Annotated in this window: 19 protein-coding genes, 3 pseudogenes and 1 CRISPR repeat array; of the genes and pseudogenes, 10 read left to right on the top strand and 12 right to left on the bottom strand. The window is 67.8% G+C overall.

Going from position 1 to position 16,992, the window contains the following annotated elements; translation table 11 throughout:
- Positions 1-43: 43 nt before the first annotated feature.
- Both ACZ5RK_RS11625 and ACZ5RK_RS11620 read right to left on the bottom strand, forming a co-directional pair.
- Positions 44-667 (bottom strand): hypothetical protein, encoded by a 624-nt coding sequence (locus ACZ5RK_RS11625; protein WP_464910157.1) that lies wholly within the window; start codon positions 665-667, stop codon positions 44-46.
- Complete coding sequence (locus ACZ5RK_RS11620; RefSeq protein WP_464910156.1) at positions 664-1,260, bottom strand: PD-(D/E)XK nuclease family protein; 597 nt, start codon at positions 1,258-1,260, stop codon at positions 664-666. The genes ACZ5RK_RS11625 and ACZ5RK_RS11620 overlap by 4 nt, the downstream gene beginning before the upstream one ends.
- 105 nt (positions 1,261-1,365) lie before the next feature.
- On the opposite strand from ACZ5RK_RS11620, the gene ACZ5RK_RS11615 reads away from it, so the two are divergent.
- Positions 1,366-2,589, top strand: coding sequence for an ATP-binding protein (locus ACZ5RK_RS11615; protein WP_464910155.1), 1,224 nt, complete (start codon positions 1,366-1,368; stop codon positions 2,587-2,589).
- 577 nt (positions 2,590-3,166) lie between these two features.
- Here ACZ5RK_RS11615 and ACZ5RK_RS11610 read toward each other — a convergent pair.
- From ACZ5RK_RS11610 to ACZ5RK_RS11590, 5 genes are all read right to left on the bottom strand, one after another.
- Positions 3,167-3,871, bottom strand: coding sequence for a hypothetical protein (locus ACZ5RK_RS11610; RefSeq protein WP_464910154.1), 705 nt, complete (start codon positions 3,869-3,871; stop codon positions 3,167-3,169).
- A gap of 309 nt (positions 3,872-4,180) precedes the next feature.
- Complete coding sequence (locus ACZ5RK_RS11605; protein ID WP_464910153.1) at positions 4,181-4,735, bottom strand: CAP domain-containing protein; 555 nt, start codon at positions 4,733-4,735, stop codon at positions 4,181-4,183.
- Positions 4,736-4,893: 158 nt separating this feature from the next.
- Positions 4,894-5,277, bottom strand: coding sequence for a PIN domain-containing protein (locus ACZ5RK_RS11600; RefSeq protein WP_464910152.1), 384 nt, complete (start codon positions 5,275-5,277; stop codon positions 4,894-4,896).
- A gap of 8 nt (positions 5,278-5,285) precedes the next feature.
- On the bottom strand, positions 5,286-5,537 hold the full coding sequence (locus tag ACZ5RK_RS11595; protein WP_054647660.1) for an AbrB/MazE/SpoVT family DNA-binding domain-containing protein: 252 nt from the start codon (positions 5,535-5,537) through the stop codon (positions 5,286-5,288).
- Between the two features lie 125 nt (positions 5,538-5,662).
- A complete protein-coding gene (locus ACZ5RK_RS11590; protein WP_464910151.1) occupies positions 5,663-5,815 on the bottom strand; it encodes a hypothetical protein in 153 nt (50 codons plus the stop codon).
- A gap of 146 nt (positions 5,816-5,961) precedes the next feature.
- On the opposite strand from ACZ5RK_RS11590, the gene ACZ5RK_RS11585 reads away from it, so the two are divergent.
- The 3 genes and pseudogenes from ACZ5RK_RS11585 to ACZ5RK_RS11575 form a co-directional block, all read left to right on the top strand.
- The gene (locus ACZ5RK_RS11585) at positions 5,962-6,267 is read left to right on the top strand and encodes a DUF433 domain-containing protein (RefSeq protein ID WP_464910150.1); all 306 of its coding nucleotides are present in this window, start codon (positions 5,962-5,964) and stop codon (positions 6,265-6,267) included.
- On the top strand, positions 6,264-6,611 hold the full coding sequence (locus tag ACZ5RK_RS11580) for a DUF5615 family PIN-like protein (RefSeq protein ID WP_054647661.1): 348 nt from the start codon (positions 6,264-6,266) through the stop codon (positions 6,609-6,611). Before ACZ5RK_RS11585 ends, ACZ5RK_RS11580 begins: the two co-directional genes overlap by 4 nt.
- 43 nt (positions 6,612-6,654) lie before the next feature.
- Positions 6,655-6,975: pseudogene (locus tag ACZ5RK_RS11575) on the top strand (helix-turn-helix domain-containing protein); the annotation flags it as partial.
- Positions 6,976-7,106: 131 nt separating this feature from the next.
- Here the strand turns inward: ACZ5RK_RS11575 and ACZ5RK_RS11570 are convergent.
- The 4 genes and pseudogenes from ACZ5RK_RS11570 to ACZ5RK_RS11555 all read right to left on the bottom strand — a co-directional run bounded on the left by ACZ5RK_RS11570 (position 7,107) and on the right by ACZ5RK_RS11555 (position 10,794).
- The gene (locus ACZ5RK_RS11570) at positions 7,107-8,666 is read right to left on the bottom strand and encodes an IS200/IS605 family accessory protein TnpB-related protein (protein ID WP_464910149.1); all 1,560 of its coding nucleotides are present in this window, start codon (positions 8,664-8,666) and stop codon (positions 7,107-7,109) included.
- Positions 8,638-9,290 (bottom strand): annotated as a pseudogene (locus ACZ5RK_RS11565) (IS607 family transposase). The gene ACZ5RK_RS11570 and the pseudogene ACZ5RK_RS11565 overlap by 29 nt, the downstream one beginning before the upstream one ends.
- Before the next feature lie 27 nt (positions 9,291-9,317).
- Positions 9,318-9,695, bottom strand: coding sequence for an AAA family ATPase (locus ACZ5RK_RS11560; RefSeq protein ID WP_464910148.1), 378 nt, complete (start codon positions 9,693-9,695; stop codon positions 9,318-9,320).
- Positions 9,676-10,794 carry a metallophosphoesterase family protein gene (locus ACZ5RK_RS11555; protein ID WP_464910147.1) on the bottom strand — a complete coding sequence of 373 codons (1,119 nt, stop codon included), beginning with the start codon at positions 10,792-10,794 and terminating at the stop codon, positions 9,676-9,678. The genes ACZ5RK_RS11560 and ACZ5RK_RS11555 overlap by 20 nt, the downstream gene beginning before the upstream one ends.
- Positions 10,795-11,248: 454 nt before the next feature.
- Here ACZ5RK_RS11555 and ACZ5RK_RS11550 point away from each other — a divergent pair, with 454 nt between their 5' ends.
- Entirely contained in the window at positions 11,249-12,670 is a 1,422-nt protein-coding gene (locus ACZ5RK_RS11550) for a TIGR02710 family CRISPR-associated CARF protein (RefSeq protein WP_464910146.1), read from the top strand.
- Positions 12,670-13,414: pseudogene (gene cas6, locus ACZ5RK_RS11545) on the top strand (CRISPR system precrRNA processing endoribonuclease RAMP protein Cas6). The gene ACZ5RK_RS11550 and the pseudogene cas6 overlap by 1 nt, the downstream one beginning before the upstream one ends.
- A gap of 78 nt (positions 13,415-13,492) precedes the next feature.
- Here the strand turns inward: cas6 and ACZ5RK_RS11540 are convergent.
- Positions 13,493-13,792 (bottom strand): hypothetical protein, encoded by a 300-nt coding sequence (locus ACZ5RK_RS11540; protein ID WP_464910145.1) that lies wholly within the window; start codon positions 13,790-13,792, stop codon positions 13,493-13,495.
- A gap of 51 nt (positions 13,793-13,843) precedes the next feature.
- Positions 13,844-14,483: a CRISPR direct-repeat array (repeat unit 37 nt; unit sequence GTTGCAAACCACTTAGCCCCGTAAGGGGATTGCGACT).
- A 28-nt stretch (positions 14,484-14,511) separates the two neighbouring features.
- On the opposite strand from ACZ5RK_RS11540, the gene cas2 reads away from it, so the two are divergent.
- Genes cas2 through csm3 form a run of 4 tightly spaced genes read left to right on the top strand, consistent with a single transcriptional unit; the run spans position 14,512 to position 16,990 of the window.
- The gene (cas2, locus tag ACZ5RK_RS11535) at positions 14,512-14,784 is read left to right on the top strand and encodes a CRISPR-associated endonuclease Cas2 (RefSeq protein WP_054647608.1); all 273 of its coding nucleotides are present in this window, start codon (positions 14,512-14,514) and stop codon (positions 14,782-14,784) included.
- On the top strand, positions 14,781-15,851 hold the full coding sequence (gene cas10, locus ACZ5RK_RS11530) for a type III-A CRISPR-associated protein Cas10/Csm1 (RefSeq protein ID WP_464910144.1): 1,071 nt from the start codon (positions 14,781-14,783) through the stop codon (positions 15,849-15,851). The genes cas2 and cas10 overlap by 4 nt, the downstream gene beginning before the upstream one ends.
- Positions 15,852-16,268, top strand: a complete 417-nt coding sequence (gene csm2 / locus ACZ5RK_RS11525; protein ID WP_054647607.1) for a type III-A CRISPR-associated protein Csm2 — start codon at positions 15,852-15,854, stop codon at positions 16,266-16,268.
- Positions 16,265-16,990, top strand: a complete 726-nt coding sequence (gene csm3 / locus ACZ5RK_RS11520; RefSeq protein WP_464910143.1) for a type III-A CRISPR-associated RAMP protein Csm3 — start codon at positions 16,265-16,267, stop codon at positions 16,988-16,990. Before csm2 ends, csm3 begins: the two co-directional genes overlap by 4 nt.
- Positions 16,991-16,992 lie beyond the last annotated feature (2 nt).

Genomic DNA, 16,992 nt, shown 5'->3' with positions numbered 1-16,992 from the left:
CTGGGGCAGGGAACCGGTTTCACCCCCGCCCCAGCCTCCCCGCCTAGCGGATGGCCCGAGCAGGACACCCGTGGCGGAGGGGGCAGCCCCCGCACCCCCGGCCGGCCACCGGGGCGCCTTGGCGTAGGGCTTCCACCGCCCGCCCAAGGGCTTTCCCCGTCCGCCGGTAGGCGGGGCTACCCACGGGGGCCAGGGAGTGGGGAAGGGCACGGTGAGGCGTGACCAGGAGAAGGAGGGAGCGGAGGCCGTTCCTCTGGGCGAAGCTGTGGAGGCCAAACCCCAGGGCCTCGAGGGCGTCCCTCTTGAGGTTCGCCGTTCCCGCCCACTTGAGCCCCACCGCCTCGCCCCGGCCCAGGAGGAGCCCGTCCAGCTGGGCCCGAACCACGGCCTGGGGGAAGTAGAGCTCCAGCCGGGCCCTAAAGCGCAGGCGGTAGTCCCCGGGGAACCGGGCGAGGACCGCCTTTAGGGCCTGGGACCGGAGGGAGTCCCCCTTGCCCTGGGGGGAGGTCCGGGAGCGGGGCCCCTTCTTGGCCCGGCGGGCCTCCTCCAAGACCCGGGCGGGGCACGCCCCCCGGAGGACCGCGAGGACCTGGGAGAGGGCGAAGAAGTGGACCCCCGAGGGGAGGCCCCAGGGGGCGCCGAGGCCCAAGGGGTCAAGGGAGCTCACGCCCCACCCCCAAGGTAGGCCCGGCCCTCTGGGCAACTCCCCTCCCGGGCCAGGGGGCAGCCCCCGCACCCCGGGCCCACCCTGGGCCTCGCGGCGAGGAGGGCCTCCAGGGCTTCCCCGGCCCGGGCCAACAGGAGTTCGGGGTCGGGGGCCTTCAGGTAAAGGGGAAAGCCCAGGTCTGGGTGCCAGAGGACGGCGAAGGTTTTCCGCTTAAGGCCCACCCGGCTCTCCAACCGGGCCCAGGCGGTGGCTCCCAGGAGAGCCTGGAAGAAGTGCTCTAGGCGAAGCCCCCCCGTTTTCACCTCCACCACCGCCGCTCTTCCCCCGTCCGCCACCACCAGGTCCAGCTCGGCCGTGAGGAGGAGAGGGGTTTCCAGGAAGGCCACGCTCACCCGGGCCCTGACCCAGTATCCCCGCTCGCGGTAGAGAGCGAGGAGGCGGTCCACCTCCCGGTGGTGGGCCTCCCCCCGGTTCTCGCCGGGGCCCGGGTCTTTCGCTCCTTCCGCCTCGCGCAACAGGCCCTGAAGAAGCCGCCTGGGACAGTAGCCCGCAAGAGCCTGGGCCACGTGGATGAGGGTGGGTTTCGCCTTCACCCTTATCACCTCCCCTTACCCAGGCGGGAGGCCGGCCTCCGTGGCATGGTGGAATTTCAACCGTGGCATGGTTGATTTTCAACCGAGGCTCGGCTAAAATGGGCCGTGTTTCCCAGGCACCTGGCCGACTCCGTCAAGCAGGCCCTCGAGGACCGCCCCGTGGTCCTCCTCCTCGGGGGGAGGCAGGTGGGGAAGTCCACCCTAGCCCAGGCCCTGGTGGCGGAAGGACGCTTGGACCGCTACCTCACCCTGGACGACCTGACCTTCCTCTCCGCCGCCCAGCTGGACCCCCAGGGGTTCCTTTCGGGCCTCCGGGGCCGGGTGGTCCTGGACGAGGTGCAGCGGGCCCCGGGCCTCTTCCTCCCCCTGAAGGCCTTGGTGGACCGGGAGCGGCGCCCCGGGCGCTTCCTCCTCACGGGCTCCGCCAACGTCCTCGCCCTGCCCAGGACCGCCGAGTACCTGGTGGGCCGCATGGCCCTCTTCACCCTCTGGCCCCTCTCCCAGGGGGAGATGGAGGGCCGGAAGGAGGGGTTCCTGCCCGCCCTCTTCGCCGAGGAGGTGCCGCCCGTGCAGGGGGAGGGGGTTTTGCCCCTGGAGCGGCTCCTCCGGGGAGGCTATCCCGAGGCGGTCCTCCTTTCCCCCGAAAGGCGCGGCGCCTGGTTCCGCGACTACCTGGCTGCGGTCCTGGCCCGCGAGGTGCGGGAGCTGAGCCAGGTGGAGCGGCTCGCCGAGCTGCCCAGGCTCTACGCCCTCCTGGCCTCGAGGCCCGCCCAGCTCCTCAACTGGGCCGAGCTTTCCCGCACCTTAGGCCTCCCCGCCACCACCCTCAAGCGCTACTTCGCCCTGCTGGAGGCCCTCTACCTGGTGCGGACCCTGCCCCCCTGGCAGGCCAACCTGGGCAAGCGGCTGGCCAAAAGCCCCAAGGTCCTGCCCACGGACCCGGGCCTCGCCCTCCACGCCGCGGGGCTTGACGGGGCGCGCCTCGAGGGGGACCCCACCCTCCTGGGGAAGTACCTGGAGGCCTTCGTGGCCATGGAGGTGGTGAAGCAGGCGGGCTACGCCGGGGTCCCGGTGGGGGTCTTCCACTACCGGAGCCACTCCGGGGAGGAGGTGGACCTGGTGCTGGAGGGACCGGGGGGAAGGGTGGTGGGGGTGGAGGTCAAAGCCCGGGGGAGCCTCCGCCCGGAGGACCTGCGGGGCCTAAGGTCCCTGGCCCAGGCCCTGGGCCCCCGCTTCCACCGGGGCGTGGTCCTCTACCTGGGGCGGGAGACCGTGCCCTTCGCCAAGGACCTCCACGCCCTCCCTCTCGAGGCCCTCTGGCGGCTCTGAGAGGGTAGGTAGAAAAATGGCAGACCCCTGCCAAGTGCGTCTCTGACGCAGCGGAGATGCCCTTTTCCCACCCCCCCTTCCTGTCACAGCTGGCAGAGCTCTGCCAAGCATGTCCAGGATGAGGTCCATGCGGCCTAGCGATGGCTTTCACAAGGGCGGCGGGGTAGCGGAAGGCCTATTTGAGGTGGGGGTGATAGCGGATTATATACAGCCTAGGCCTTATTGGCAGAACTCTGCCACCCAAGTATACTGGAACTATGCCACGTGGTAGGCACCTGCAGCGGATCCCCCGGGAGGAGCGGGCCCGGCGGCTGGGCCAGGAGCCCCTAGGGCCGGGAGAGGCCAGCGAACCGGTACAGGTGAGGGTTCAGGAGGGGGTTCTTAAGCGGTTTAAGGAGCTCAGCGCCAAAGAGCGAGGCAAGGTGGTGGCCCTGGGCCTTATCTTTCACGACCGTTACGAAGGCCGTCTGGAACCAGAGGAGCTCGAGAGCGCCCTAGAGGAAATGGAGCGCTTCGCAGAGCTTATAGAACGCACACCAGGCCCCGTTTGGAGATTCATTGAACAGGAGTTTTCACCCTACCTCTCACCCCCCTTCCCGAGCTTCCTCCTTGGGGGCGAGGTGGCTTTTATCTCGGTCAGTAGCCTCTCCCCAGCTACCCTCCGCGCGTGGCGCCACGCCATCCCCGGAAAGGCCAGCCGCACCTCCCTCATGGCGTGAAAGGCCCGTACCACCAGCTCCGCGTGCATGAGCTGCGCCGCAAAGGAACGCGCCTGGCTCCTCCCCTGCCCCAGGTTCTGCTTGTAAAGCCTATGCACCACCTCCGCCTTCCAACGGCAAAACCACGCCCCCAGCACCTCCTGCACACCCCCCGCCAGGGTGGAGACCAGGGCAAAGCCCCGCCACCCAGCCCCACGCCCCACCCAGACCAGCACCAGGTCCACCGGCCCCACCTGGGGCCACTCCACCCGCACCCGCTTGGCGTAGGCCCCAAAGCGCCGGTAGTAGCGGGCCCTCCCGGGAGGGTAGGCCAGGAGAAGCTCCCCCACCGGAAGGACCTCCCCCGCCTCCGGGTCCAGGGGCCGGACCTTCACCCGGCTCCGCATCCGGCCCACGAAGGGAACCCCAGCCCGGAGGAGGGACCTCAGGGTAAGTCCTCCGCTGAACTGGGCGTCGGCCACCACCGCCTTGAGGTTCAGGCCGGGCTCCAGGGCCAGGAGGTCAAAGACCTCATCCAGCAGGGCCTCGGAGGGGGTCTTCTGGGGGTAGAGGGGCGTCCCCATGCCGGGGGTGGGGAAGGGCTTGAGGGCCAGGGGGTAGGGGTCCCCGTGAGGGTAGACCAGGGTGAGGGAGAGGAAGAGGTGGCCCCAGACGGGGGCCTTGCGGCCCGTGTGGTAGACCTGGCCCAGGCCCTGGATTTGGGGGCCGGTGTGGGGGGAGGGGGCTGGCGCGGCTTGGGGTGAAGGGGAGGAGGCCTTCTTCCCACATGGCGTGGGGGGTTTTCCTTTGGCTGAGGAGAAGGCCGGAGATGTAGGCCTGGGTGAAGTGGGTTAGACTGGTGGATGCGGGATTGGACACCTCGCACGGATACCTTACTGACCGGCCTTCTGGCAAGGGGGCCGGTCAGGAGGTCCGTTCCTCATCGGAAATGCATACGAGGTGAAAACTCCTGGGAAGTAGTTGGGATAGTTCATGGCGATGTAGCGGCTGTGGAGCCAAGCCCGGAAGCTCCACTCGGGGTCCTCCTTCACCCGGGGGAGGCCCATGTAGTCCCGCCAGAAGTTCCAGGCCTCCATCCCCGAGCGCTCGCCAGGGTTCAGGACCTTCAGGTAGAAGGGCACCACCTCCTCCACCGCCCTCCCCGAGGCGTCCCGCCCGGAGAGGACGAGCTCGTACTTGAAGGGCCCCTGGGGCGGGGCTCCTGTGTCCACCTGGAAGGTGAGGGTGGCGGTGGGGCTGGCGGGGGTCAGGGTGAGGTTATCCGCAGGGTGCGTGACCCCGGGGTAGCGGCTCGCGTCCCAGCCCGGGCAGGTGGAGGTGCCCTTGGCGCAGGGGTCGGCCAGGCGCACGGTGAGGGCCACGGAGTCCACCTTGGGGTCGTTGAAGGTGACCCGCACCGGGACCTGGACCTGGCCCCCGGGGGCCACGGTCTGGAGGGGCTGGACGCCCAGGGAGCCCGCGAAGGGCTTGGGCGTGAGGCCGGGGAGGGTCAGGTGGCCGCAGGCCGCCAGGAGGGCGGCGAGAAGGGGGAGGAGGGGCCTGGCCTTTCCAATCTCGGTACGATTTTAACCTTTAGCCAGCTTTCCTAGGGCCCCACTTCAATCTCTTCTCTGGGAAAGCGCCCGTCTAGGGTGTACACCCGCCTCACCCCGGAGGCCAGGGCCGCCGCCCAGATCAGGGCGTCTCCGAAGGAGATCCTTCGGGACGGACGGCAAAGGAAAAGGGCGCGGGCCCACAGGTCCTTGTCCCCGCCCACCGCTTTGAGGTTCTCCTTCTGGAGGAGGGCCAGGAGGGCGTCCACCACGTCCTTCCGGGGAACCCCGTAGACCGACTCCAGCACGTAGGCCGTTTCCACCAGGGCCACCTCGGTGAGACCCAGGGGCTCCTCCCCGTCCAAGACCTGGGCGGCCTTCTCCGCCAACTCCGGTGGGTCCCCGGTGAGGTAGCGCACCAGGAGGCTGGTGTCCACAAGAGCTCTTACGACTCCTCCCAGACGGCCCTCCAGGCCCTCTCCCTTGCCTCCGCCCAGGCGTCTTCGGGAACGGCGGTGCGGATCCGGTCCCGGAGGAGGCCCTTGAGGGAGGCCTTGTGGGGCGGGGGGAGGAAGTAGAGCTCCACGTGGTCCCCCACCAGGCGCTGAACCACCCGCCAGCCCGGGCCGATTCCCAGGCGCTCCCGGATCTCCTTGGCGATGACCACCTGCCCCTTGGGGCCTACCAGGTAGGCCATAGTACAACCTCCTTTCTCAAGTATAACTCAAGAGGCTGTCGTAAAAGCCATCCACGGAAGCTATGCGGCCCTGACCAGCCGCTTCACGGACGGGCGTAGCATGCCCAAGTACACCCAGGCCTGGCTCACCCGGGGGTTTTGCTGGAGAGCCCCCGCTCCACCTCCAGCTCCAGCCCCAGGGAGGAGGCCAGCCCCTCCAGGCCCCGGTACTCCCAGTCCACAAAGAGCTTCCGCACCCGGGGCCAGAGGGAAGGGTCCATCCCCAGCAAAGGCTCCAAGATGGCCCATTCCTCATCCTTCAGGTCGCTGGGGTAAGATTGTCTAGGGGTACCAGCTTTCTTGTTCCTAAGGGCCTCACGTAGCGATGCGACAAGGGCGACCAGGCTTATTGGCGTAGACTGCCCCCGAGTATACTGAGAGGCGCATGGTTCTGACCGAGCGGATCCCCCTGGTGGCGGAGGAAGCCGGAGGCCTCCGGGTAGAGGGCACCCGGGTCTACCTAGAAGACCTTCTAGAGGCCTACGAGGGGGGCCTCTCCCCCGAGGAGATGGTCTTGGCCTACCCCAGCCTGAACCTCGCGGACGTGTACGCCATCCTGGCCTGGGCCCTGCGCCACCCGGAGGAGGTGGCCGTCTACCGGGAGAGGGTAAAGAGGGAGGCCCGGGAGGCGGAGGAGCGGGCCAGGGCCCACCTTCCTAAGGCCCTTCTAGCTCGGCTGGGTAGGGCGTGAAGCTCCTTCTGGACGAGAACGTGGAAAAAGCCCTCTTCCTGGGCCTGAAACGGCGCTACCCCGGGCTAGACGCGGTGCGGGTGGTGGATGTGGGCCTTGGGGGGAAATCAGACGCTGAAGTCCTGGAGTGGGCCGCCCGGGAAGGGCGGGTGCTGGTGTCCAGGGACCACGCTACCCTGAGCGCCGAGGCCGTGCGGCGCATAGAGGGGGGCAAGCCTATGCCGGGACTTATCCTCTTGCGCCGGGGGGTTGGCGTGGGCCGGATCCTAGAGGACCTGGAGCTCCTCCTGGCTACCGCGCGGCCCGGGGAGCTAGAGAACGCCATCCTGTACCTGCCTCTGTGAGTTTGGGCTGGACTTACGCGGCGTCCACAATGGTGGGCTCGAAATGGTCCGCCTGGTAGCCGAGGACTGGACCGCCTCAAGGATCGCCCGGCACTTCCACAAGGACCGCACCACGGTCTACCCCGTCCTCAGGCGCTTCCTGGATCAGGGCCTCCAGGGCCTTGCCTACCGCAAACCCCCGGGAGCCCCCAGGAAGTTCACCCCGGAGATGGCCGTCTTCGTGGAGGAAAGGCTGGCCGCTACTTTCCCGCCAGGGAAACACCTTGCTGAGAGCGGGTATTCCCCGACCCTTCCCCCTACCTACGCCTGGGGTCGGAGGGGGGAGGCCAAGGGGGTGCCCCGGGCCTGTGACTGCGGAGGACGGCAGGCACCAAGCTCTGGTGGCCGCCCCCCTTCCGGGGAAAGGCCTCGAGGGTTCCCCCCTCCGCGAGCCGGGCCTCGTTCCCTCCCGCACCCAGGGTGGGTTTGGCAAGAGACATCCTCGCTCAGGCCTGGTCAACCAAAGTGCACATTAGTGCACTCCGGCCCTCCACCAGGATGAGGACCTTGGCTTCCCTTCCACCCCTCCCACGATCCCCCGAAGAGGATGGGCTTGAGGGGAGAGAGATCTCTCGGTACCTCTTGCCCGAGGAGGGGAAGGAAGAGGCCTGCCTTCAGGACTCTCCAAGGATTAGCGCCAACGGGGTTCCTTCCCTCGGTTGCCCCCTCTTGGCTCCCCGGTGAGCCCTGAAGGCTTGAAAGCAAGGAGAGAAAAGTACGGGCCTTTCTCAGCTCACGAGAAAGCCTCCTCTTGAGGTAGGGGTTGCGCTCAGCCCCGTGCCTGGCCCCGAGTTCCCCGACCCTGGAGGTGTAGAAGTCCTGGGCGTGGCTCCTGAAGCTCTCGTCCTGGAGAAGCCGCTGGTAGCCCTTAGGAAGCCTCTCCTGGAATCCCAAGGCACGCCTACCGATGACAAGGGCGGCGGCCACGTCCTTGGAGAGATGGAGTTGCGGGGCGTACTTGAGCATCCCTATCGTGGAGGTGTCCTGGGGGTTCACCTCCACCACCTGAACGCCCCTCTTCCTGGCCAGGGAGTGGACCTTCCGGAGAAGGGAAGCGTAGGCGAAACAGTGTTGCTTCTTGCGGAAAGCTCTTCCAGAGCCGTCCCCTCTCCTTCCCTTAGGGAGGTGCTTCAGGCGCTCGGTGGCGATGGCCACCCCGTGCTCCTCGGCCAGGGAGACCACCTGGTGGGCCACCTTCCACAGGACCAGTTCCTTCGCCCCCCTGTTCTCTGCCCGGTCCACCTCCTCCAGGGAGAGGGTGAGGTGGCGCCTCAGGTTCCCGTCAGGGGAGACGAGGGCCAAGGCGAGATGGTAAGGGTCCGAGTTCACGTCCAGGGCGAGGACGCCGTTCTCCTTCGTGGCCACGAGGGGCGCGGGCTCCTCCTCCCAGGTGAAGGTGGCGTAGACCTTGCCCCCCTTGAGGGTGAGCTCCACGTTGTAGGGAAGCGAGGCGTACACCCTCTGGAGGAGGGCGTTAAGGTTCGGGTGGCCCGTCTTCACCAGGGCGTGGGCGTGGCTCCCGTCCCCCAGGTTGATCCGCAGCCACAAGCTCCCGTCCTTGACGAGGAGCCTCAGGTTGAGGTTGCCCCCCTTGGTCCTGTCTCCCCGGGAGTAGAGAAGGCCCTGACGCCTTTCCCGCCACTCTTGCTTGATTCTCTTCAGGGGCTTACCGGAGAGGTGCTTCCGCTTCAGTTGCTCAAAGAGCTTCCTTCCCCCGAAGACGACTTTGCGGGGGTCTTCTCCTCTCTCCCTGGTGGAGTCCAGGATGGCCCCGGCCTTCAAGATAGCGTCGTCCGCGTGGCGGGTGTTGAGGCGGAAGAAGACACAGAGGGGGCCGTCCTGTCGTTTGAGTTCCTCCCGGTCCTTTCCCTCCAGAAGGCGGTTGTAGGCGTAGCGCGCGGCGGCGGAGAAGCGGCGCATGAGGTCCAGGGTGGACTTTTGGTCTTCTCCAGAAAGGAAGACCAGGAGGGCCTGGGCTCCCTGAAACTCACCCTTCCGCCTTCCCCGCTTGGGCATCCCTCTTCCTCCCAGAGCGCGAGCCCCGCTTCCCGTAAATCCGCGCCGCGAAGCTGGAAACGATGGCCACCAGGTCCTGGGCCAGCTCCTCGTGCGCCTCCTGACTCTCCTTCCCGTTCAGGACCACCAGCTCCACGCCAAAGGCCTCCAGGAAGCGGCGGATGTAGCCCAGGCCGAACCGGGCTAGGCGGTCCTCGTACTCCACCACCACCCGCTCCAGCTCCCCGTTCTTGGCCCGGTTCAGGAGCTTGACGAGGCCCCGCCTGTTCTCGTTGACCCCGCTGGCGACTTCGGCGATGACCTCGTATTCCCAACCCCGCTCCCTGGCAAAGGCTTCCAGCCGAGCGATCTGGTTTCTGAGAAAAGCTTCCTGCTTTTTGGTGCTCACCCGGGCGTAGGTCACGCGAAGCGTATCTTGTGGACGGTGGTGGGCTTCGGCTTCGCCTGGGGAGTCTCCAGTCCGAGGGAGAGAAGCCGCTCGATCTCCTCCCGGCGGTACCTTCTACGACCGCCGGGGGTGCGGACGGGGTGCAGAAGACCCTGCTTCTCCCACTTGTACAGGGTGTTACGGTGCAGACCGTAACGCTCCTGGATCTGTTGTGCTGTAAAGAGAAGTGGGTCCATCTAAAAGGTAGTATAGCTTAGCGTTCGCTATTTTTCAACTGTTTGCACCTCCCGCATTCCCCTGGAGGCGAGGGGGTGGGGCCTGCCTTCCCTCAACTCCGCCAGGGAGGCCTCCCCCGCTCCTTTTCGCGGGAGCTCCCTCTCCACCCTGTACACCTTCCCTTCCAGGTGGAAGGTGAGGGCGACCCAGGCCCGGGAGGCCTCCGGGTGGAGGGTCTCCTCCAGGCCCCGTTTGCCCAGCCGGGGGACGGCCCCGAAGAGGGCGAAGGTCATGGCCTCCAGCAGGGTGCTCTTACCGCTTCCGGTGGGGCCCGTGACGACGAAGAGGTCCACGCCGTCCAGGGGGATCTCCTGCCGTTTGAGGTAGGGGCCGAAGCCTTCCAGCTCAATCCTCAGGGGACGCATGCCGCACCTCCTGGCGCAACTCTTGGAACGCTCGGATGCGTTCCTCCCTCTTCTCTCCCTTCTCCTCCAGATACAGCGCGTAGGCCTCCTCGAGGGTCCCGGGCACCTCCTCCGCTCCGTTCGTGGCGTCCCGGGACCCCGTTACGGACACCTCCAGGACTTGATCCATGGCCAGGAAGACGTCCCGCAGACTGGGCTCCACCGGCCCCTCCAGGATTACCCTGGCCCACCCCCCGAACCGCCGGACCTCTTCCTGGCGGGCTTGGGCCTCCCGGGCGGAGAAGCGGAAGGTCCGGAGGGGCCTGCCCCACCGCTCCACCACCGGGTGCACCCGCACGGGCCGGTGGCGCTCCGGGGGCACCTCCACCAGGAGCACCCCTCGCTCCGCCTCCTCCGCTCCGAAGTCCAGGGCAATCAGGCTACCGGGATAGTGGGCGTTGTCCGCCACCGCTTGCATCCGATGGATGTGCCCCAGGGCGATGTAGCGGGCGGGGGGGAGGAGCCCCGTGGGCACGGCGTAGTGGTCCGCCAGGTAGAGGGCGTACTCCCCGCCCCCCGGCCGGCTTCCGGACACGGTCATGTGACCCAGGAGGATGTCCGCCTGGTAGTGGCTCAGGAGGCGGCCCATGCGCTCCCCGTAGGCCATGCGCCGCTCCTCGGGGGCCGCCTCCAGGGTCTTCGCGAGAAGCCGCTCCGGGACGAAGGGCACCAGGCCGAAGCGGAGGCCCCGGAACTCCACCAGGCCCCCCTCGTCCGCCAGGGCCAGCCGCCCCCGGACCTCCACCTCGGGCTCCAGGAGGGGGCGGTAGAGCCGCTCAAACCGTTCGGGGGAGTCGTGGTTTCCCGCCACCAGGAAGCAGTGGATCCGCTCCTTCCGCAAGCGGAGTAGGAACTCCACCAGGATCCCCTCGGCCTCCGCCGAGGGCTGGGGGTGGTCCAGAAGGTCCCCCGCCGCCAGGACCAGGTCCACCCGCTCCTTCCTGGCCAGCTCGGCCACTTTCTCCAGGGCCTCCGCCACCTCCGGGGTGCGGTCCCTGCCCTTGAGGGTCTTGCCCAGGTGCCAGTCCGCCGTGTGCAAGATTCGTAGAGGCTTTTCCATACTCCCTCCTCCAGGGGCAGCCGGGCCTGGATACGGCCGCCCCTTGACCCTCCCTGCGCGGGCTCTAAGTTCTTCCCGGCCGGCTCGGGCTCTCCGTGTGAGGGCCGGACCTGGGGGGCATTTTACCTCCCCGGCTTCTCCAGTTTCACTCGGAACCCAGGGTAAGGCCGGAGTCGGGCCCGGACCTTAGCGGTCCGGCTCGTGCCCGGCGAGCCGGGGGTCTGGATCGGGAGGTGTGGGCGGCCTGCCCGGGGATGGCCCGGCGCCACGCGCGGCGGGTGGCCGAAAACGGGCTGACCGGGCTGGGGGAGGCCCTCCGGGAGAGGATGGCCCCGCCCCCGCTCCGGGGCGCTTGACACCACGGGAATGGGCCTTCCTTGAAAGTTGCAAACCACGTAGCCCCGTGAGGGGATCGCGACCCCTCCCTCGAGGCCCCTGCGGTTATACTCTTCCCATGGGCGAGAACCCCTTGAATGGCGCCGGTGAACCTTTGGAGGACCTCTGGCTTCGCTACAAGGAGGCGGTGAGGGCCGGGGGCAACCCCCAGGCCCTCTACCAGGAGATGGTCTGGCCCGCCCTCCTCGCCCGGTGGCGGCGGGAGCCCAGCGTCTACCCCACCCGCCAGGCCTTCGCCGTGTCCGTCCACACCCTGGGCACGAGCCCCGAGGCCACGGCCCTGGCCGTCCTGGGAGCGGGGGCGGAGCAGGTGTACGTCCTCCACACCGCGGAGACCGCCCGCCTCCTCTCCCGCCTGCGGGAGGACACGGGGAAGGACCTGTATCCCATAGAGATCGGCAAGAGCGACGTGGCCGCCATCTACCGGGAGGTGAAGCGGCTTCTGGAGAGGTACCCGGACGTCCCCGTGGCCCTGGACCTCACCAGCGGCACCAAGGCCATGAGCGCGGGGCTCGCGGCGGCGGGCTTCTTCTTCCAGCGCTTCTTCCCCCAGGTGCGGGTGGTCTACGTGGACAACGAGGACTACGACCCCGAGCTCCGCCGCCCCCGGGCGGGCACGGAGAGGCTGGTGGTCCTCCCCAACCCCCACGAGGCCCTGGCGGAGGTGGACGCCCTCTTCGCCAAGGAGCTCTACGGGAAGGGGGAGTTCGGGAGGGCGGCGGGCTACTTCCACGGGATGGTGGGGAGGACCGGGGACCAGAGGTACGTCCTCTACAAGATGCTGGCCGATATGTACCACGCCTGGCGCGCCCTGGACGCTTCCCAGGCGGTGAGGCAGGGGAGGGCGCTTCTCGGTAGGCTTTCGGAGAACGTTTGGCTCACCCACCCCCTGAACGGGCAGAGGAGGGCCCTCGAGGCCCAGGTGGCCCTCCTGGAAAAGATGGAGCGCTTCCTTAAAGAGCGGGACTTCGGGGAAAAGGAGGGGGTCTACGGCCTGGCCCAGACCCTCCTCCGCCTCTCCCAGGAGGCGGGGGAGGCCCAGCCGGTCCTCGCCGCCCTCTACGCCTACCGGGCCCTGGAACTCCTTTTGCAGGAGAGGCTTGTCCTTCTGGGGCGCAGGGCCGAGGCCCCGGGCCTTTCCCCGGAGGAGGAGGCCGCCACCCGGGAGGAGCTGGCCCGCATCCTCCGCCTTTCCCCCGGGGAGGCCCGGGTGGGGGCTAAGCTGGGCCTTCTGGACCTCCTGGCCTTCCTCCGGGCGCAGGGGGACCCCTTGGTGGGGGGCTTCCCCCTGGCCGAACTCCAGGGCCTCGCGGGGGTCCTGAAGGCCAGGAACGAGGCCCTTCTCGTCCACGGGTTCCGGGTGCCCACGGGGAAGGAGGTGGGCCAGATGCATGGCCTGGCCGGGCGCCTCCTCCGGGACCTCGAGGCCCGCTCCGGGGTCCGGGAGGTTTCCCTGGACCCCGTCCCCCTGGGGTTCTGATGGTCCTGGCCGCCCTGGTGCTCCTCCTGGAGGGGGAGGCTCCTCCGGAGCCCCTGGGCCTCAGGGGCTTCTTTTACGCCCTCCTCCAGGAGGTGGCCCCCGAGGTGCACGACCAGGGGGAAAACCCCTTCGCCCTGGGGTTCGGGGGCAGGGAGGGGGCCTACTGGGCCCGGGTGAGCCTCCTCCGGGAGGACCTCTACGCCCGCCTCGCCCCCAGGCTTTTCGCCCTGGAGGGGAAGGAAGTGCGCCTGGGGAGGCCCTTCCGGGTGCGGGCCGTGCTCCAGGAGGGGCACCCCTGGGCCGGGGTCAGCACCTACCCCCGCCTCTTCCAGGGGCCGGTGAGCCGCGACCTTCCCTTGCGCTTCTACGCCCCCACCTTCTTCCGCAGGAAGGGCGTCCACTACCCGGTCCCTGAGCCCAGGCTGGTGCTGGAAAGCCTCCTCCGGCGCCTGGAGGCCTTCGGCCCCCTGCGGGCTCCCGAGGGGGTGCGGGAGGCCCTTCTGGAGAGGACCACGGTGCGCTTCCTCTCCGGGCGCACGGAGAGGGCGGAGACCGAGGTGGACACCGTGGGCTTCGTGGGGCGGGTGGTCTACCACCTTCCCCGGGCCACGGAGGAGGAGGCCCTTCTGGCTTTCCGCCCTGGGCCGCTTCGCCTTTTTTGGCGGCGTGGGGGCCAAGACCGCCCTGGGCTACGGGCGGGCCAGGGCGCTTCCCCAAGACCCTGCGCCGGAGGAGGGCCAGTAGGTCCAGGCCCGGGGCCCGAGGGCGGCCCTTCTGGGGAGGGGGGAGTACACGCCCTTCTACCTCTGGCGATAGGCCACGCTATACCTGTGCGCAAAATTGCGGCGCAAAAGCCATTCCTTGAGCTTTGAAAAGCATAGCTATCTCCTGGACGGCGTTCTTCCTATAAACTTTGACCCGCTCCAAGGTTGCTGTGTGTGCTATACTTCCCCTGACCTGGGCCTCCAGGTGGGGACCTTGAAAGCCAGTTCTTCCCTTGGGGATGGGCAGTATGCGTTTTCTCCTTCTCATCACCCCTTTTGCTGTGAGTTCTGGACGGCAGAAACCCCCAAAAACCCCCGTTATTCGCCCCATGCATATTCCAGACTTCATCTTTCTCACAAACCCCCCCTCTGAGGGCACCGTCCAGGACGGAGTTCTCAGGGGGGTAGAGTTGCAAACCACTTAGCCCCGTAAGGGGATTGCGACCGCCACTCAAACCGCCCCATCCATATGACCCAGAAGAGGGGGCGTTGCAAACCACTTAGCCCCGTAAGGGGATTGCGACCAGGTCTATCCGGGCCGCCAGAGCTTCCCCCACCTCCCCGTGTTGCAAACCACTTAGCCCCGTAAGGGGATTGCGACGCGGGGAGGTCCCCAGGGGCAATTATGCCCCCGTTCCTGTTGCAAACCACTTAGCCCCGTAAGGGGATTGCGACTCTGGACGATGCGCCCGAACCAGCCTAGAGATGGATTGGAAGTTGCAAACCACTTAGCCCCGTAAGGGGATTGCGACCTCCAACTTTTCTCCTGTTTCCTCAAAGACTTTCCAGTTGCAAACCACTTAGCCCCGTAAGGGGATTGCGACATCGCATGAATGACCGCCGCGGCCCCCCAAATGGGGAAGTTGCAAACCACTTAGCCCCGTAAGGGGATTGCGACTGCTCAACGCCGGCCGCGAAGATGATGGTGGGCCTATCCCGGTTGCAAACCACTTAGCCCCGTAAGGGGATTGCGACTCGAGCGGGTCCCACCGGGTGACACCCCGGTAACCAGGTTGCAAACCACTTAGCCCCGTAAGGGGATTGCCAAGCCCCTGGTCCCTTCGCTAAGCTCTTCCCATGGGAAAGCGCCTTTACGCCGTGGTGTACGACATCCCGGACGACACCCGCCGCGTGAAGCTGGCTAATCTCCTGAAAAGCTACGGGGAGCGGGTCCAGCTCTCCGTGTTTGAGTGCTACCTGGACGAGGACCTGCTGGAAGACCTGCGCCGGAGGGCCCGCAGGCTCCTGGACCTAAGCCAGGACGCCCTGCGCATCTACCCCGTGGCGGGCCGGGTGGAGGTCCTGGGGCTGGGGCCTTTGCCGGAGCTTCGGGAGGTGCGGGTGGTTTGAGCCGGTGTGCATACTTCACACGGGCCCCGGGTGGGCCCCTTTATGCTCTCTACCGGGCCCGGCTCCATTTTTCTCCCTGGGAGACCCCCTCCGAGGCCAAGCCCCTCCTGGGCCACCTGCCCCTGGTGGAGCACGCCCTGCGGGCCAAGGGGTGGGTCCTGGAGGACTACCGGGCCTGGGCGGGGGAGGAGGGGCTTTTGGAGGAGGAGGAGGAGGCCCACCCCGGGAAGGTGCTCACCTTCGCCGAGCTCGCCGCCCTCTCGGAGGGGGCCCCCTACCTGGGGGCCCTCCTGCTGGACGCCGACCGCATGGGGGAGGCCTTCGCCACGGGGTACCGGCAGGGAGGGCGGGACCTCGCCACCCCGAGCCGCATGGCCGCCCTCTCCCGCACCCTGGAGGTCTTCTTCTCCACCGAGGTCCTTTCCCTCATAGAGACCCCCGAGCGCTACCGGACGAGGCTCGGGTGGGATGACCTCGAGGCCCAGAGGAAGCAGGGCCGCTACCCTCTCCTCTACAGCGTCTACTCCGGGGGCGACGACCTTTTCCTCATCGGTCCGTGGGACGCGCTCTTGGACTTCGCCCTGGACCTGGAAAGGCTCTACCGCCTCTTCACCGGCCACGAGGCCCTCACCCTCTCCGGGGGCTTCGTCCTTTCGGGGCCAAGCCTGCCCGTGCCGGAGCTGGCTCGAGTCCTGGGGGAAGCGGAGAAGAAGGCCAAGGAGGCGGGACGGGGCAGGCTTTCCCTCTTCGGCCTGGCCGTGCCCTGGGAGGGCCTGGCCGCGCTTAGGGGCTGGGCCGAGGGCCTCGTCCAGGACCTGCGCCAGGGGAAGGTCTCCCGGGCTCAGGCCTACCGCTGGCTCTTCCTCTGGCGCAGGTTCTTCCTCCTGGAAGACCCGGGGGAGAAGGTGGGCTACAAGCCCCTTCTGGCCTACGCCCTGAGGCGCGTGCGGGAGCGGGACGAGGGGGCGTGGAAAAGGTACCTGAGGCTTCTTGACCACCAGGACCCGGCCTGGACCTACCTCCCGGTCTGGGTCCAGTGGGCGCTTTACCGGGAAAGGAGGGCGTGAATGCCGGTTTTGGAGTTTTTCAAGGACAGGGAGCGGGGGGTCCTGGACCCCAGGGTCTTCGAGCGGGCGCGGGAGGTGGCGGAGGGGCTCGCCAGGGGCAAGCTCAAGTCCAGCCAGTTCCGCAACTACTTCGCCGAGCTCAGGGCCCTGGAGAACCGCTTTGAGCGGGAGCGCAAGGAAGATGAGGGTCTGGCCTTCGCCCGGCTCGTGCCCCAGCTGGAGCTCCTCAAGGCCAAGCTCTTCTACAACACCCGCCCCCAGGGCCCCTTAAAGGACGCGAAGGAGTTTGTGGCCTTCATGGAGGAGGCCCTCGAGGCGGGCAAGCGGAGCCCCAAGGACTTTGAAGCCATGATGAAGTACGTGGAGGCGGTGCTGGCCTACTTCTACGCCTTTGGAGAAGCGGGAGGACGGAGATGAGGCTTAGGAAGCTGATCCGCATCCGCTCGGTGCTCCTGGCCAAGACGGGCCTCAGGATCGGCATGAGCCGGGACCAGATGGCCATCGGCGACCTGGACAACCCCGTGGTCCGCAACCCCCTCACCGACGAGCCCTACATCCCGGGCTCCAGCCTCAAGGGGAAGCTCCGCTACCTCCTGGAGTGGAGCCTTGGGGGGGACTACATCCTGAAGGCCAAGGAGAAGCACGTCTACGCCTCCCCCGACCCCCAAGACCCCGTGGCCCGCATCTTCGGCCTCGCCCCGGAGAACGACGAGGCCTCCCTAAAGGTGGCCCGGGAGCGGGGCCCCACCCGGCTTCTCGTGCGGGACGCCTACCTCACCGAGGAGTCCAAGCGGGGGTTGGAGCGGGCCACGGCCCGGGGCGGCCTCTACACCGAGATCAAGCAGGAGGTCTTCATCCCCCGCCTGGGGGGGAACGCCAACCCCCGCACCACGGAAAGGGTCCCCGCCGGGGCCCACTTCCTGGTGGAGATGACCTACCGGGTGCTGGACGAGCTGGACGAGCAGTACTTCGGGAAGTACCTCCTCCGGGCCCTGGAGCTTCTGGAGCTGGACGGCCTGGGCGGGCACGTCAGCCGGGGGTACGGCCAGGTCTACTTCCTCCACCCGGACAGGCTCGGGGAGGACCAGGAGGGTCTGCCCCTGAGGGAGCGGCTTAAGGTGGAGGAGGTGGTCCTCTAGGG

The sequence above is a fragment of the Thermus kawarayensis JCM 12314 genome (assembly GCF_055393575.1).
The sequence above is the reverse complement of the archived record's forward strand: the minus strand, read 5'-3'. Positions and strand labels throughout refer to the sequence as shown.

Bases quoted from the DNA above. Each gene is read 5' to 3' on its own strand.
- ACZ5RK_RS11550 (WP_464910146.1), top strand. From the start codon at position 11,249: ATGGGCGAGAACCCCTTGAATGGCGCCGGTGAACCTTTGGAGGACCTC.
- cas2 (WP_054647608.1), top strand. From the start codon at position 14,512: ATGGGAAAGCGCCTTTACGCCGTGGTGTACGACATCCCGGACGACACC.
- ACZ5RK_RS11570 (WP_464910149.1), bottom strand. From the start codon at position 8,666: ATGCCCAAGCGGGGAAGGCGGAAGGGTGAGTTTCAGGGAGCCCAGGCC.
- csm2 (WP_054647607.1), top strand. From the start codon at position 15,852: ATGCCGGTTTTGGAGTTTTTCAAGGACAGGGAGCGGGGGGTCCTGGAC.
- ACZ5RK_RS11595 (WP_054647660.1), bottom strand. From the start codon at position 5,537: ATGGCCTACCTGGTAGGCCCCAAGGGGCAGGTGGTCATCGCCAAGGAG.
- ACZ5RK_RS11560 (WP_464910148.1), bottom strand. From the start codon at position 9,695: ATGCGTCCCCTGAGGATTGAGCTGGAAGGCTTCGGCCCCTACCTCAAA.
- ACZ5RK_RS11610 (WP_464910154.1), bottom strand. From the start codon at position 3,871: ATGGGGACGCCCCTCTACCCCCAGAAGACCCCCTCCGAGGCCCTGCTG.
- ACZ5RK_RS11585 (WP_464910150.1), top strand. From the start codon at position 5,962: ATGGTTCTGACCGAGCGGATCCCCCTGGTGGCGGAGGAAGCCGGAGGC.
- ACZ5RK_RS11555 (WP_464910147.1), bottom strand. From the start codon at position 10,794: ATGGAAAAGCCTCTACGAATCTTGCACACGGCGGACTGGCACCTGGGC.
- csm3 (WP_464910143.1), top strand. From the start codon at position 16,265: ATGAGGCTTAGGAAGCTGATCCGCATCCGCTCGGTGCTCCTGGCCAAG.